General features: G+C 54.5%; 16 protein-coding genes and 1 pseudogene. 2 read left to right on the top strand and 15 right to left on the bottom strand.

Annotated elements, in window-relative coordinates; translation table 11 throughout:
- Positions 1-23: 23 nt before the first annotated feature.
- The 3 genes from AYW79_RS01985 to AYW79_RS01975 form a co-directional block, all read right to left on the bottom strand.
- Positions 24-2,204 (bottom strand): transglutaminase-like domain-containing protein, encoded by a 2,181-nt coding sequence (locus tag AYW79_RS01985; protein ID WP_067560998.1) that lies wholly within the window; start codon positions 2,202-2,204, stop codon positions 24-26.
- A gap of 81 nt (positions 2,205-2,285) precedes the next feature.
- Positions 2,286-3,479: a DUF58 domain-containing protein gene (locus AYW79_RS01980; RefSeq protein WP_067560996.1), complete on the bottom strand. Its 1,194-nt coding sequence runs from the start codon at positions 3,477-3,479 to the stop codon at positions 2,286-2,288.
- Positions 3,476-4,462 (bottom strand): AAA family ATPase, encoded by a 987-nt coding sequence (locus AYW79_RS01975; protein WP_067560994.1) that lies wholly within the window; start codon positions 4,460-4,462, stop codon positions 3,476-3,478. The genes AYW79_RS01980 and AYW79_RS01975 overlap by 4 nt, the downstream gene beginning before the upstream one ends.
- Positions 4,463-4,736: 274 nt before the next feature.
- On the opposite strand from AYW79_RS01975, the gene AYW79_RS01970 reads away from it, so the two are divergent.
- On the top strand, positions 4,737-5,237 hold the full coding sequence (locus AYW79_RS01970) for an acyltransferase (protein ID WP_067560992.1): 501 nt from the start codon (positions 4,737-4,739) through the stop codon (positions 5,235-5,237).
- Positions 5,238-5,265: 28 nt separating this feature from the next.
- Here AYW79_RS01970 and AYW79_RS16340 read toward each other — a convergent pair.
- The 5 genes and pseudogenes from AYW79_RS16340 to groES all read right to left on the bottom strand — a co-directional run.
- Positions 5,266-5,520 (bottom strand): annotated as a pseudogene (locus tag AYW79_RS16340) (nucleotidyltransferase substrate binding protein); the annotation flags it as partial.
- A 12-nt stretch (positions 5,521-5,532) separates the two neighbouring features.
- A complete protein-coding gene (locus tag AYW79_RS16335) occupies positions 5,533-5,673 on the bottom strand; it encodes a nucleotidyltransferase substrate binding protein (protein ID WP_197460984.1) in 141 nt (46 codons plus the stop codon).
- A complete protein-coding gene (locus AYW79_RS01960) occupies positions 5,661-5,978 on the bottom strand; it encodes a nucleotidyltransferase family protein (RefSeq protein WP_079289654.1) in 318 nt (105 codons plus the stop codon). The genes AYW79_RS16335 and AYW79_RS01960 overlap by 13 nt, the downstream gene beginning before the upstream one ends.
- A 131-nt stretch (positions 5,979-6,109) precedes the next feature.
- Entirely contained in the window at positions 6,110-7,732 is a 1,623-nt protein-coding gene (groL, locus tag AYW79_RS01955; protein WP_067561151.1) for a chaperonin GroEL, read from the bottom strand.
- Positions 7,733-7,773: 41 nt separating this feature from the next.
- Positions 7,774-8,058 carry a co-chaperone GroES gene (groES, locus tag AYW79_RS01950; RefSeq protein ID WP_067560988.1) on the bottom strand — a complete coding sequence of 95 codons (285 nt, stop codon included), beginning with the start codon at positions 8,056-8,058 and terminating at the stop codon, positions 7,774-7,776.
- A gap of 332 nt (positions 8,059-8,390) precedes the next feature.
- Between groES and trpS the strand changes: the two genes are divergently transcribed.
- The gene (gene trpS, locus AYW79_RS01945; RefSeq protein ID WP_067560986.1) at positions 8,391-9,383 is read left to right on the top strand and encodes a tryptophan--tRNA ligase; all 993 of its coding nucleotides are present in this window, start codon (positions 8,391-8,393) and stop codon (positions 9,381-9,383) included.
- Positions 9,384-9,453: 70 nt separating this feature from the next.
- Here the strand turns inward: trpS and tatC are convergent, their stop codons facing one another.
- The 7 genes from tatC to AYW79_RS01910 form a co-directional block, all read right to left on the bottom strand.
- Positions 9,454-10,569 carry a twin-arginine translocase subunit TatC gene (gene tatC, locus AYW79_RS01940; protein ID WP_067560985.1) on the bottom strand — a complete coding sequence of 372 codons (1,116 nt, stop codon included), beginning with the start codon at positions 10,567-10,569 and terminating at the stop codon, positions 9,454-9,456.
- 70 nt (positions 10,570-10,639) lie between these two features.
- The gene (locus tag AYW79_RS01935; protein WP_067560983.1) at positions 10,640-10,822 is read right to left on the bottom strand and encodes a twin-arginine translocase TatA/TatE family subunit; all 183 of its coding nucleotides are present in this window, start codon (positions 10,820-10,822) and stop codon (positions 10,640-10,642) included.
- Between the two features lie 36 nt (positions 10,823-10,858).
- Complete coding sequence (locus AYW79_RS01930; RefSeq protein ID WP_067560981.1) at positions 10,859-11,521, bottom strand: redox-sensing transcriptional repressor Rex; 663 nt, start codon at positions 11,519-11,521, stop codon at positions 10,859-10,861.
- Positions 11,511-12,068: a molybdopterin-guanine dinucleotide biosynthesis protein B gene (gene mobB / locus AYW79_RS01925; protein WP_067560980.1), complete on the bottom strand. Its 558-nt coding sequence runs from the start codon at positions 12,066-12,068 to the stop codon at positions 11,511-11,513. The genes AYW79_RS01930 and mobB overlap by 11 nt, the downstream gene beginning before the upstream one ends.
- A complete protein-coding gene (locus AYW79_RS01920) occupies positions 12,065-13,039 on the bottom strand; it encodes a molybdopterin-binding protein (protein WP_067560978.1) in 975 nt (324 codons plus the stop codon). Before AYW79_RS01920 ends, mobB begins: the two co-directional genes overlap by 4 nt.
- Positions 13,036-13,671, bottom strand: coding sequence for a molybdenum cofactor guanylyltransferase (locus tag AYW79_RS01915; RefSeq protein ID WP_067560976.1), 636 nt, complete (start codon positions 13,669-13,671; stop codon positions 13,036-13,038). Before AYW79_RS01915 ends, AYW79_RS01920 begins: the two co-directional genes overlap by 4 nt.
- 93 nt (positions 13,672-13,764) lie before the next feature.
- Positions 13,765-14,238: 5-formyltetrahydrofolate cyclo-ligase (locus tag AYW79_RS01910; protein WP_067560974.1), on the bottom strand; the 474-nt coding region annotated here is incomplete at its 5' end.

The raw sequence follows: 14,238 nt of genomic DNA, 5'->3' as shown, positions 1-14,238 counted from the left end.
TGCTGTGTAGTGTACCACGAATGTCAGCGGCTCTGCTTGACCAGGCGGCGCAGGACAGCCAAAGCGCGTTTGAAAGGAGACCGCCCGATCCATTCCAATTGTGCTCGAAATCGGCACTCAACCAAGGTTTCATCCATAGCAACGCCATCCTCACCCCGCGCTCGCTCCACAGCGCCATAGCGAATACGCTCCACAGAGGCAATCACATCCATCAGTTCATTCTGATCCACGCCCATCGTTTGTCGATTGCCCCACTCGCGCAGCGTCTCGTGAGCAGCGCGCGGGTTCGCGATGCGTTGCTCAAGCGCGTGCAGCAAACGTTCTGCCTGTGTGCCAGGAACGCCGACAGACGCATCTTCTCTATGAGCCAAGAATCTCTTTTGCGACACGCGCCGCATAAACCAAACGATCACAAGTACACCTGCAAGAAGTGCGAAAAAATCATACACCAAGGGAGCGAGCGAGGTGGCAATGCTTAGAGTTTTTTGAGGTTTTAACCTCTTTGCAGTGTGTGGGTGCGCACTCTGCGCGACAGGCGTGACTTTTGGCAGATGGGAAGAAATCACATGGGATACCGCTTGCCCTTTTGTTCGGGTAATTTGCGCGAGGGCGGCCGACGGTGTCGCTTCAAAAGGGACAAAGCCGTACCCCGTAAACCACGCCTCAAACCATGAGTGCGCATCCGTTCCGCGAAGGGTGTACTCGTTTAGCGCTCCGCGGTAGGTCGGGTCGGCCGGCACCGCGATGTATCCCTTCACCCAGCGCGTCGGAATGCCGACGACGCGCGCGAGAATCGCGGCGGCTGTTGAAAACTGGTCACAATAGCCGCGATGCGTCTCAAAAAGAAACTGATCGACAAAATCTTGCCCTGGCCGCGGAACAGGGATGCCTTGCGTCTGATACGATTCGTGTGACTGCAAATACGCGATGATCGCTTGCAACTTTGCGTAAGGTGTCACCGCATTCTTCGTAATTTGATGCGCCAAAAGGATGTCCCGCTGTGGAAAATCAGTCGGCAACTGCAGATCCATACGATACGCGTAGACTCCATTGCCGTTTGCTACCGAGACGAGCGCTTGCGGGCTCACGTTTTTTAGCGCTGACGTGACGGTATAATGCTCGCCCGCGTGCAGTGTGCCGAAGGTCCACGCGTCCATTGCAGGTACGAAACGCGCGCGAACACCGCCACGCATCGTGGCACCAAGGATGTGGTTGGCGCCGAGCACGGCCGGGTAGACGCCAGACTCCACCCACACCTGTTGTTTCATAAGCGTGCGCGAGCTGTGAGAAGCTGTTCCTGCCACCACCGACGTCGGCGCGCCACTGACCCATCCCGCCCCCGTATAGGTTGAGAACGATTCCATCTGATAATACGACGGCTGTGGCGCGATAACGCGAAACATGACCGCAGAGCTGCCGTTGAAATTCCCGCCAAGGCGCGCGTCGTTCGCGCCATACGCAGCGGCAGGCGCGGTCGCTTCAACGCGTCGCGCAAACAGCGAATGCCACCACGCGCGCACGTGAAAATCGCGGGCTTCCCCTCGTGGCGTCCAGACGCTCAAAATCGCCAGGACGGCAAGCATCCCTGCCAGGCTCAAAGCAGGAGACCGCACCAATCGCCCGCGCATAGAAAGACGTTCGCCGTCAACAGGAAGGTGACTCCATACGCTGCGGACTCCAAGCATGGCGAGCGCGCTCAAAAAGAGAACGGCCATCGCCACCCCGTCGCGAACCCCTACGCGCGCTGCGAGCACGATGAGCACACCTTCTCCCACAATGGTTGTTGTGAGCAGCCAAGCGGGACTCTCTGCCGCATCCATCAGCAGACGAGCGCCAAACAGGATGACGCCAAAAAAAGCGATGGTGCGTATCCCGGCGTTAATCTGCTTGACATCGTGATGCGTCATCCCGTGCAGTCCAAGTATCATATCGTTTGCCAAATGCGCGAGAAACGGCCCGATGGCATACCAAGGGAGGGTCCCGTAATACTCCACTTTAATCACGGTTAAAATGAGCAGCGGCGTAAGGAAGACGCGATAACGCGCGCGCAAAAAAAGGGGGCTGATCGTCAAATATGCGACAAAGGCGATCATTGGATAAATATCACCCATGTACCCCACATTCTCCATAGGGGCGAGAAGTGCCGCTGCCCACGCCCACGTAAGACACGCGATCAGCAAATCGCGAACCTTTTCCCGCGCCATCTGTGCGCTCACCTCTTCACCATCATTCCGTCCTGTGACCTCGTCACCCTCACGTGCACCCACTGAGGGTCAACAACGCATCTAACGAAGATTGGGTTTCCACATATACCCGTCATTCATCATCGCAGGCAGCGCATCGAGCGATGAGTAGGCGCATACGGTGACTCCCTGTCGATCCATAACGCTGTCATCCCCCGCGGGCTGCGCGAGGAACACGACGACGGATAGGTTTCGCCGCAGCAGCGCGTTCAGATCCCGCACTAACAAGTCATCAAAGGTTTGGGTAAACACATAGAGCACAGCATCGCGTTCCATGGTGCGCAGCAGATGTGCGTGAACCGCAGCTCGCTGCTCTGCGACGTTCATCCTGCATGGTTTCGCGCGCGCAAGGGCATCCATTATCCGCCCCCGCTGAAGATCCCCCCGTTTTGGCGAGACGGTTTGCTCTACAAGCAGCAATCCTGTGAGTCTCCCGGCCGAGAGCAGCGCGCTTGCGACCGACGCGCACGCGCAGACGGATCGCTCAAACACGTCCCGCTGTCGCTCATCGCCATTTATCTCATCAAGCCACAAATAAGTGAGATGAGACATATGGATATCAAACGTCCTTGACTGCAGTTGTTGCGTGCGCGCCGTCGCTGGCCAGTGGATGCCACCCAAGCGATCGCCCGGCATATAGGGACGAGTGCCTGAGAGATGTTCGGATGCCGCAAAGAGGTGACTGCGCGCGCTACGCGTAGCACAAAGTAAAGAACTCGCCGTGAAATCTGTCGAAAGAGGAACGATCTTCGGGTAAATCAACCACTCGCTCAAACGCTCTGCCGTCTGTCTGCGCTTGAAAAGCCCAAACAGATCGGAACACTCAATGGTGAGCCCATACAGCGCATACGCGCCGCGCGGAAGAGCGTGAAAGGTATAGCTGGCGCGAAGCGTGTGCCCAAAGCGACGTGGCGGCTGATCGTACGTCTGGCGAATACGCAGGACATCGTCCATTTCTTCTTCCATTCGCACAGGCAGCGATGCCCACCACCCGCGTTTCGCGGAAACTGTCAATGTAACGAATACATCATCCCCGGAAAATCCCCGTTCGCGTGAGACGAACCGCTCCACATCGACAATGCGCGGCATGGCGAAAAGGGATGCAGCCTCCCAAAGGACAAAAAGTGTCCACGCCACCGCCAGATACCAAGTCCCCGAGCCGCCGATCGTGTGCGCCAACCCAAACAGCAAAACGTCACTACAAATGAGCACAGCCAGTGTAAACGTGTTTTTCATCGAGCGGAAAACGACGCGCCATGCACAGGAACCGGTTGCGATGCGAGAATTTCGGCGATAACCGTCGCTTCCGTGACTTGCCTCAGCCGCGCATCCGATTTCAGGATCATCCTGTGCGGTAACACGTACGGCGCCACTTCCTTTAGATCATCAGGCAAAAGATAGTCTCGCCCGCGCAATGTGGCAAGTGCTTGCGCCGCGTGCAAAAGCCCAATCGCGCCGCGCGGTGAAACACCGAGATAGACAGACTCGTGCGTGCGCGTGCGCACGACGAGATCCACCGCGTAGCGAAGCAGTCCCTGATCGACAAAGACGCGCGCGGCGAGCGCTTGCCACGCGAGAATGTCGTTTTGTGTGGCGACTGGCTCCAATTCCTGATCAAACGTTCCGACGAGGCTGCGTTCAAGAATCTGATACTCCTCATCTTTGGATGGATAGCCAAGAGAAATCTTGAGGAGAAATCGATCCAGTTGCGCCTCAGGCAGTGGAAAGGTGCCCTCATACTCAATCGGATTTTGCGTCGCAAGGACAATGAAAGGAACCGGCAGCAGACGCGTCACACCGTCAAACGTAACCGCACGCTCTTCGAGCGACTCAAGAAGCGCCGCCTGCGTGCGCGGCGAAGTGCGGTTGATCTCATCCACGAGGACGATTTGACTGAAAATGGGCCCTTCTCGATACTCAAACTCAAGCGTGTGCTGATTATAAATAGAGATTCCAGTTACATCAGACGGCAACAAATCAGGTGTAAATTGAATCCTTTTAAACTGGCAGTCAAGACTCTGCGCGATACTCTTTACAAGCCGTGTCTTCCCGACGCCCGGAACGTCCTCCAAGAGCACGTGTCCTTTTGCGAGAAGCGCCACGAAGCATAATTCGATCTCGCGCGCTTTCCCCACGATGACGGTCGATACATGATCCATCACTCGGAGAATCTGCCGGGATGTCTGCTCATACGCCTCTACCTGTTTCACTTGCGCCATGTCGTACCGCCTCGCAAACCGTGCTAATCAAAGATATACTCATACACGATTTTTCATGTTCCATAGTTAGGTCAATTCTTCATTCGACAAATTCGGCAGTACACGCTCATTTTCCTGCTGCGTTCCACCATTTCATCACTGCGGTAATTTTCCATCTATGGATAAATCGCACAATCAAATCATGCTTTCACGATGTTTCCGTCTCCAACATAGGTTATTGAAGACTTGCCATCACCTCTACACTCCATGAAGATCCTTTACAAGGGGGATGCATATGACTGAACCACACATCAGCATGCCGTATTCTGTCTTTGGGGATGGACAATTGACATACGGAGATAACGTTCACATCTCCGAACACGCCTGGATATCGCTTCCTCGCGCAGGCGCTTGTCTTCGCGTGGGGGATCATACACAAATCGGGCGTTTTTTTGGCGTGTCTTGCGCAGAACGCATCACGATCGGACATAGCTGTGTCATCGGAGAACGCGTTTTCATCGCCGATGTCGGTCACGCCTATGAAGATCCCAGCCGCCCCATTCTTGTCTCTGGCTTGACAGATCCAATGCCTGTCACGATCGGCGATGACGTCCTGATTGGCGTAGGCTCTTTCATCGGCCCCGGCGTGACGATCGGCACACACGTGATGATCGGCGCGAACTCGGTTGTTTTGCATGACATTCCAAGCTACAGCGTCGCGGCAGGCAATCCCGCGCGGGTGATCAAGCGCTTCGACTTTTCGAGCGGGCAGTGGATGCGGATGGGTGAGGTATGAAGCCAAGCCATTCAGCCGCAGGAAAATTCTAACTAAAAGATCGGGATACGCCCTCTGAAATACGCTCTAGCCACATCGTCATAAGATCAGCGTGACCATGCAAGCGTCGGTAAATTTCCAGGGCAAGTTCGCGATCGTAGGTGTGGCTTGTAAGATTTCGATCGTCTGTCATGACCAGGGCTTGGGCGGCCTCCACCGTTGTTAACAAACTTGTTTCTCTGGATGAACGTATGGCGCTTTTTGGTGATGCCACATCGACCCCCTCCACCTCGCGCAAATAGTGACGAGCCGTTTTCTACACAGCTTCAAATGTAAATTCGAAGCGTTGTATGGCTGCATCGCGTTCAATTTCTGATGCATCACTAATTTGCAGGACATCTTGCAGGGATTTCAATGCTTGCTCTGCCCTTTTCAAAGATAAGTTCACTCGATCCACTCGATTCCCTCCTTTTGGATCTGTTCACGCAAGAGTGCACTGGTCCGATTCAAATCAATCAAGTCAACTGAAAATGGAATGTTGGAATCTTCGATTTGAGCGCGCATTTCCCCGATCACGCTCAGAGGCAAGGGCTCACCTGCGTCGAGTGCAACATCAATGTCAGACGAATGTCGATCTTCTCCACGCGCAAATGAGCCAAAAAGAAAAAATTTGCAATCCTGCGATACAACTCCCTGCAAGATGCGAAACACATTTTCAATCTGAACGGAGTGATGAACGAAAAAAGGCAGATTTGTCGCCAAAGTTTCCACCTCCATCAGGTTCCTATCCTGTTTGCTATCGTTGATGCAATGATACGACAAACGGGAATGACATACTACAACAAAAAGCCCCCGCCGCAGCGGAGGCTCCCTAAACAAGGGTTGGCAACAACTTACATCATGTCCATGCCGCCCATGCCGCCACCCGGCATAGGTGCTTTGTCTTTCTCAGGCTTATCCGCGATCACCGCTTCGGTGGTCAAGAACATCGCCGCGACAGACGCCGCGTTTTGCAGTGCCGAACGGGTAACTTTCGCCGCGTCGACAACGCCCGCTTTGAACATGTCGATCCACTCGCCGTTTGCCGCGTTGAAGCCCGTGCCAACAGCCTCTTTTTTCAAACGCTCGACGATGATCGCGCCTTCGAGGCCCGCATTGTCAGCGATTTGACGAACAGGCGCTTCGAGTGCACGGCGCACGATGCTCACACCTGTCGCGATGTCGCCTTCTGCGTTCACGCGATCCAGCGCGCGCAGCGCGTTTACGAGCGCCGTACCGCCGCCTGCAACAAGTCCTTCTTCGACAGCTGCCCGCGTAGTGTTGAGCGCGTCTTCGATGCGCAACTTCTTCTCTTTGAGTTCTGTTTCAGTCGCCGCGCCAACCTTGATGACAGCGACGCCACCGGACAGTTTGGCGAGACGCTCTTGAAGCTTCTCGCGATCAAAGTCAGAAGTGGTTTCTTCCAACTGGACGCGGATTTGGTTGATGCGCGCATCGATGTCTTTGCGGTTTCCACTGCCATCGACGACGATCGTGTTCTCTTTTGACACGCGCACTTGACGAGCGCGGCCGAGTTGATCGATATTGGTGTTTTTCAGTTCGAGACCGAGTTCTTCGCTGATCACTTGGCCGCCTGTAAGCACCGCGATATCCTGAAGCATCGCTTTGCGGCGATCGCCAAAGCCAGGCGCCTTAACGCCGACTGCAGTGAACGTGCCGCGCAATTTGTTCACGACGAGCGTCGCGAGCGCTTCACCTTCAACATCCTCTGCAATCATGAGCAGCGGACGGCCCGATTGAACCACGCGCTCAAGAACAGGGAGGATCTCTTGGATGTTGCCGATCTTCTTGTCGGTGATCAAGATGTAAGGCTCATCGAGAACCGCTTCCATCTTGTCAGAATCCGTGACCATATAAGGGGAGATATAACCGCGGTCAAACTGCATGCCTTCGACCACTTCGAGCTCCGTCGTAAAGCCCTTGGATTCCTCCACGGTGATGACACCGTCTTTACCGACCTTCTCCATCGCGTCTGCGATCAATTGACCAATCTCTTCGTCGCCGGCAGAAACCGCCGCCGCTTGCGCGATACTCTCGCGCCCTTCGACAGGTTTTGAGATGATACGGATCTCCTCGACTGCAGCCGCAACCGCGAGTTCAATCCCTTTGCGAAGCATAAGTGGATTTGCACCCGACGTCACATTTTTCAGACCTTCGCGAATCATCGCTTGAGCAAGCACGGTCGCCGTCGTGGTGCCGTCACCCGCGACATCATTTGTTTTCGTAGCAACCTCTTTCACCAATTGCGCGCCCATGTTCTCAAACGGGTCTTCCAATTCGATCTCTTTAGCGATCGTCACTCCGTCATTGGTGATAAGCGGAGAACCAAATTTTTTCTCAAGAACGACATTGCGACCGCGTGGCCCCAAGGTTACTTTTACCGCATCCGCCAACGCATCCACACCGCGCAGCATGGAGCGGCGTGCATCTTCACGAAATTTAATATCTTTTGCCATCGTCAACGTGACCTCCCTTAGCTATGTTTAACTGCCAACGCTTATCGCTCTACGACTGCCAGGATATCCGCTTCCCGGACAATCAAATATTCAACGCCGTCATACTTGACTTCAGTACCTGCATATTTAGAGAAGATGACGCGGTTGCCGACCTTCACGTCGACTGCCACCAGTTTTCCATCTTCATAGCGGCCAGGGCCTACGGAGACAACCTCTGCCTCTTGCGGCTTTTCTTTTGCCGTATCTGGAAGAACAATTCCGCTGGCGGTCTTTTCTTCACGCTCCAGCGCGCGCAGCACCACACGATCGCCGAGTGGCTTAATCATGCGAAACCCTCCTCTTTCATTCTACAGAATTTTAGTTTTGTTAGCGCTCAGACTCGTCGAGTGCTAAACTCAATCATGATATTACCGATTTACGCTCACTTTTGCAACTCCTGATACGCACTTTTTTTTAAATCGAGCGTTTCATTTTTCCCTGGATGTCAATATGAAAGAAATGCGTGCGATGGTCTACGCAAGAAAGGTGTGATGCGCTAGGCACGGCGATTGACACAGGCCTCGACGCTGTGGGAAACTCAGCGTACAGTTCCTGTTTCGATACGAAATTGAGAAACCGTTTCCCGCAAAAAACCTTTCAAAACTTAGGAGAAATTCGGATGAAATCGCGCGTATTTTCCGGCATTCAGCCGTCTGGTGTCATTACCCTCGGCAACTATCTCGGCGCACTCAATCAGTTTGTCGCACTGCAAGACTCCCACGAAAGTTTTTACTGTGTCGTCAATCTGCACGCTTTAACCCTCCCGCAAAACCAGGACCCTGCGATGCTGCGCGCGCGCACCCTCGATCTCGCGGCGCTCTACCTTGCCTGCGGGCTTGATCCAAAGCGCGCAACCCTCTTTATTCAGGGGGATGTTCCCGCGCACGCTGAACTCGGTTGGATCATGCAGTGTGTTGTTCACATGGGTGAGCTTTCACGCATGACTCAATACAAAGAAAAGTCAGACGGGAAAGACGCCGTGCTGGCTGGGCTCTTTACCTATCCCGCTCTGATGGCAGCTGATATTCTGCTCTATGATACGGCGCTTGTTCCAGTCGGCGACGACCAAAAACAGCACATTGAATTGACGCGTGATTTGGCGCTGCGCTTTAACAACCGGTTTGGCGATACATTCGTTGTCCCCGACATCCTCTTGATGAAGGAAGGGGCGCGGATCATGTCGCTCGATGATCCGACCAAAAAAATGAGCAAGAGCAACCCGGTACCGGGAAGTCGCATTGAGATGCTCGATCCCCCAGACGAGATCCGCAAAAAAATAAGCCGCGCCGTGACCGACTCTGGACGAGAAATACGCTATGATCCGAGTGAGAAGGCGGCCGTCTCCAATCTGCTGGCGATCTTTTCACTCATCACCAACACCCCAATCGCTCAGCTTGTCGATCAATACGAGGGACAAGGGTACGGACCGTTTAAAAAGGATCTGGCAGAGGCGATTGTCGAACACCTTGAGCCGATCCAAGAGCGCTTTTCGCACATCCGTTCAAGCGACGAAATCACCGAGATTCTAACCGAAGGCGCTGCGCGCGCCGATGCAGTGGCGACAAAAACCCTTGCGCGCGTGAAGGCTACCCTTGGTCTCTCCCATCGCTGAACCCGCCTGAAAAAAAACAAAACGACCTTCGATACACGTTTCTCGAGGGTCGTTTTGTTGTAAAGAGCCGCTATTCGCGCACATCCAGTTTAATCCCCGGTCGCCGCTCAAAGGCAGCACCTTCTTCCAAATGCTTGACAAGGAAAACAGCCATCTCCTGCTCGATTTGCGCGTGATCTATCCCGTCATTAACCGACGCGACGTGTGTATCAATCGTATCAAACGTCGCTGTAACAGATTCCGCCGCGTCGAGACTGTCTGGTTCAGACCCATTTGCGCCCTGTCCACTCACACCTGACTCCCGCGCAGCATCCTTATCGATCAAAGGGGTAGACGAGTCAGGCACTGCGACGCTCAGCCCGGGTGTGAGCGTAGGTGTAGATGCGGGTAATTCTTGCGGCGTAAGCTCTGCGTTCGCCGCAGAATTAGTGACCGAACGTCGCACATTGCGCGCGACAGGCTTGTCCTCCCGCCACCACGCCTCTGCCCGCTGTCGCTTGCGATACGTCGCTGCGGAGAGAAAGATGCTGAGCTCATACAACAGAATGAGTGGAACTGTGACACTCAAATGAGAGATCAGTTCCGGCGGACTGATCAGCGTTCCGAGTACGACGCAGCCAAAGTAGGCGAAGCGGCGAAACTTGCGCATGACGCCCGGCGTCAAAATTCCGATTCGCGTGAGAAACACCACGACGACAGGTAACTCAAAAAAGAAGCCGAACGGCAGAACGATGTTCGTCATAAAACTGAAGTATTCGGTCGCCGTGATAAAAAACCGAAACGATTGCTGACCGAGACGCTGCAAAAAGTGATACACCTGTGGAAAAACGAGAAAATATCCAAAACTGATCCCGAGCAGAAACATAAACGTGATTGGCGCGATCAACCGCGCGGCATAACGTCTTTCTTTAGCCTGAAGACCTGGGGAGACGAAGAGCCATACTTGCCAAAAGAGAAAAGGCGTCGTGAACACAAGCGCGCAGATTCCGCCAATCATAAAATAGATACTGACGATATCGCCAGGTCCCAACACCGCGAGCGGAACATTTCCCGCCGTTTTCGTGAGAATGTGATAAAGCGGATTTACAAACGTGAGACTACCAATCAAAGAAATCAAAAAAAAGGCAAGCACAAAAATAATGCGCTTGCGAAGCTCTTCCATGTGCGGCACAAAACGTTGTTGCAATCAGAGCGCCCCCATCAAACGCGAAAAGCTGTTGCACGCATCTCAAACGTCACGAGTACCATGCGCACATTTACTCTTCTTTGCGCGTGGCTTGTTGCGTGGTGTCTTCACGAAGATCACGCGTCGCGTCTTTGAATTCACGCAGCGATTTGCCAAGCGCTTTTCCCATATCTGGAAGTTTGCTTGGTCCAAACACGAGAAGTGCGACAACTAAAATAAGAATAATACCGGAAAGGCCAATGTTTCCCAACATCCGTAAACACCCCTTTTATCATCATTTTGCATCCAGTTACGATTCGTCATCTTTTTGCGGATCATCCTGACGTTGACCGCGCTTCAGATAGTACACGAGGATCTGCAGTTCTGTCGTGACGTCAATGTGATGCACACGCACGTCAGGAGGAACAGAGAGCGTGCGCGGTGTAAAATTCAAAATGCCAAGCACACCCGCGCGCACGACAAGATCTGCCGTTACTTGCGCAGAAGATGCGGGCACCGCGAGAATGGCAATTTCGACGCCTTCTCGCTTTACAAACGACTCCAAATCCTTCACCGCATGGACAGGAATGCCCTCAATCTCTTGTCCGAGCTTGAGTGGATCAACATCAAATGCGGCAACAATATTCATCTGTTTGCTTCGATAAAAGTCATAGCGGCACAGTGCGGTACCGAGATTTCCAACACCGACCAAGATGACTTTGACGATCTCGTCTTGTTTCAGAAAGTCTTGCAAAAAGCGTAGTAAATAATCGACGTTGTATCCGTATCCCTTTCGGCCGAGCTCTCCTAAATACGAAAAATCCCGGCGAATGGTCGCCGAATCGATATGCAGCGCAGCGCTTACTTCAGCCGAGGATACGCGCTGTTTACCAAGCGCAACCAAGGTTTGAAGATAGCGATAGTATAAGGGCAACCTTCTGGCAGTGACGACCGGCAAGCGATCAAACGCCATATGCTTCCTCCGTGATCCATCGCATCACCTCGAAGTGCAAACGCTCGATTTCATCTCTATGATACACGGGTCTGTTCAAGCCGGCAACACGCAAAGGGAGTGCTGGAACAAGATAACCGCGAATGTGCGACGGGTCAACGATCTGATCGACAAAATCAGGTGCAATAAAAGCCTCGCGATGCGCGTCATATGCCATTTCTTCTATCATTACTAGCTTTTGCATCGGCGCGCGCTTGAAGCCCTCAACCAACACCACGTCGCTAGGCGCCAATTGCCCCAGCAGTTCCGTGAGCGGCGGCTCGCTGTCATACGTCCGCTCCAGCGCCATATGCCCATCAGGGCTCGCAATCGCGACACTCGCCGCGCCTGTCGAAAAATAGCGCCCCGTGTCGGACGTTTGCGGCGACGCCGTAAACCCGTGCGCATCATGCTTGATTACAGAGCATACGAAACCCTGTGCGTGCAAAGCGTCGAGCAGGCGGCAGATCAGCGTCGTCTTCCCCGTGTTTTTGTATCCCGCGACGCCTAAGACAAACGGCTTTTTCACAACAGTCCACCGCAACCGAAGCGCGCGATCTCAGCACGTGTCGGCCGCAAGCCCGCAGCGACGCGCGGCAACAGCCAGTCAAACGCCGTCACCTCATCGTAGATGACACAGCCCGGGAGTCCCATGAGCACCGTCTCACCCGCATACGCGAGCATGGTCATCGAGCCTGGCAGCACGGGCATCCCATACGTCACGACCTCCGTGGCGACCGTGCGCAGCGCCAGCGGACTGCGGTCATCTGGGTCGACCGACATGCCGCCAGTCACCAAGATGATGTCTGCCTTTTCCGCCTGAAACGCGCGAATCGCTTCGACGATGTCATCCATCTGATCATCCACGATGCGCTGCCCTGCAAACGTCAAGCCGAAAGGTACCAGTTTTTCCTGAATCCGCGGGCCAAACTTATCGGTGATTCGTCCTTTGAACACCTCACTGCCCGTCGTAACCACGCCTACAGAGCGTTTCAAAAAAGGAAGCACGCGCACCAGCGGCTCTCCCCCGGCGATCACTTCATACGCTGCGATTTTCGCCGCGTCGACAAGCAGGGGAATCGCGCGCAGCCCCGCGACCGTCTGTCCCGCACGCACCGCCTGGCGCGTCGGCTTTGTCACCACAACCACGTCGCCAATCTCGTTGATCGCGTCGAGCCGCTCCACATCGATCACGAGCAGTCCATCATGCGCCGCCTTGGCGTTTACTTTCCCTTCATTCGGCTCCGTAAAGCGCAAACTCTCATGGGACAGCGCGCGCGCCATGCGCTCTGCCGCGTCATCCTCATGCAGTTCATGCGCCTCCGGCTCCAGGACAAAAATGTGCTCCTTGCCAATCGCAAGGAGCTTAGGCAAATCCTCTTCCGAAATGCGATGCCCTTTGGCAAAGAGTCGGCCCTTAAACTCGCCCGGCACAATCCTCGTCAAATCATGCGCGAGCACCATGCCAACCGCGTCTTCTACACGGATTTCACGTTTCATAGAACCTCACCCCGCTCCCATCGATCACATAACACTTCGTACTCTTCCCGCCGATTCATCATCGAAAAACTTGTGCCATCCGGATCGACCGCGCCCCACACTTCCCGCGAAAGTTTGACCGTCGGAACGCGCGCGAGCAAATCGATGACGCGCCGCTCTCCCGCCTCAAGCATCTCGCCAATCCTTTCGGCAAGCACGCGGTGATACACGCCAAAAAGCGGATACGTCTGATCCCCATGCTCGACTGTGATCACACGCGTGCGCGGTTCAACCGTCGCAATTTGCGCGCACAAGAGGGAAAGGAGCCCTTTGCGCACAAACGGCGCGTCTACTGGCGTCACCAGCGCCCACGGGTGGCGACACGCCCGCAACCCTGCCTCAAGCCCCGCGAGCGGGCCGTCTCCAGGATGGAGATCGTAGACGATGCGCCAATCTCGCGCTGCGCCGTCACGCGGCAGATCGAGCGACGGCTGATCACTTCTACGCACGATCAACAGGTCATCGACATGCGCCGCGAGACGATTCGCCGTTGCGTGTAGTACGGTTTCTGCGCCAAGTGGCAGAAGCGCTTTGTCTGTTCCCATTCGCTGACTTTTTCCGCCAGCGAGAACCAACCCGCTGATCGCATCCATAAGGATCCTCCAAATTGCAAAGTCCGCCGATTCACACTTGCGACCTCTCCATCATACCACGACAGAGAAAGCGGATTGCCGTTTCGCTGTCCGTCACGTCCGACAGTGATGAATCCGGCGATCCGTGACCAAGTGATCCATGCGGATGTCATGAAATTCTGTCGGTAGTTCCTGAACGATCTGTCCATCGAACGCCACCCCGACTTTCACCGCTTGACGCGATGCGCTTGCGAGATAGCGATCATAGAAACCGCCGCCATACCCGAGGCGAATTCCGCAAAGTGTAAACGCGAGCCCCGGAATCAGCATGAGATCGAGCGATTCGAGCGACTCTCCCCGCGGCTCCCTGATCCCATAGTAGCCAATCTCAACATCCGTTACGTCGCGCAGACGACAAAAAACGATCGTGCGTCGATCTTCAAGCACGCGCGGTGCGTACACTTGTTTGCCTTCGCGAAGCAGCGTCCCAATCAGTCCGTCAAGTGAGACTTCCGAACCTATCGCGAGATAAACGCCTACCGTGCTGGCCGCAGCCAACTCGGGGAGTGCCGTCACACGGTCTGCGAT

This window comes from Ferroacidibacillus organovorans (genome assembly GCF_001642725.1).
Taxonomy (GTDB): domain Bacteria; phylum Bacillota; class Bacilli; order Alicyclobacillales; family SLC66; genus Ferroacidibacillus; species Ferroacidibacillus organovorans.
This window is presented reverse-complemented; position numbering and strand designations above follow the sequence as displayed.

Coding starts and splice junctions, on each gene's coding strand:
- AYW79_RS01985 (WP_067560998.1), bottom strand. CDS start 2,204: ATGGCGCGGGAAAAGGTTCGCGATTTGCTGATCGCGTGTCTTACGTGG.
- AYW79_RS01980 (WP_067560996.1), bottom strand. CDS start 3,479: ATGAAAAACACGTTTACACTGGCTGTGCTCATTTGTAGTGACGTTTTG.
- AYW79_RS01975 (WP_067560994.1), bottom strand. CDS start 4,462: ATGGCGCAAGTGAAACAGGTAGAGGCGTATGAGCAGACATCCCGGCAG.
- AYW79_RS01970 (WP_067560992.1), top strand. CDS start 4,737: ATGACTGAACCACACATCAGCATGCCGTATTCTGTCTTTGGGGATGGA.
- groL (WP_067561151.1), bottom strand. CDS start 7,732: ATGGCAAAAGATATTAAATTTCGTGAAGATGCACGCCGCTCCATGCTG.
- groES (WP_067560988.1), bottom strand. CDS start 8,058: ATGATTAAGCCACTCGGCGATCGTGTGGTGCTGCGCGCGCTGGAGCGT.
- trpS (WP_067560986.1), top strand. CDS start 8,391: ATGAAATCGCGCGTATTTTCCGGCATTCAGCCGTCTGGTGTCATTACC.
- AYW79_RS01935 (WP_067560983.1), bottom strand. CDS start 10,822: ATGTTGGGAAACATTGGCCTTTCCGGTATTATTCTTATTTTAGTTGTC.
- AYW79_RS01930 (WP_067560981.1), bottom strand. CDS start 11,521: ATGGCGTTTGATCGCTTGCCGGTCGTCACTGCCAGAAGGTTGCCCTTA.
- AYW79_RS01920 (WP_067560978.1), bottom strand. CDS start 13,039: ATGAAACGTGAAATCCGTGTAGAAGACGCGGTTGGCATGGTGCTCGCG.
- AYW79_RS01915 (WP_067560976.1), bottom strand. CDS start 13,671: ATGGATGCGATCAGCGGGTTGGTTCTCGCTGGCGGAAAAAGTCAGCGA.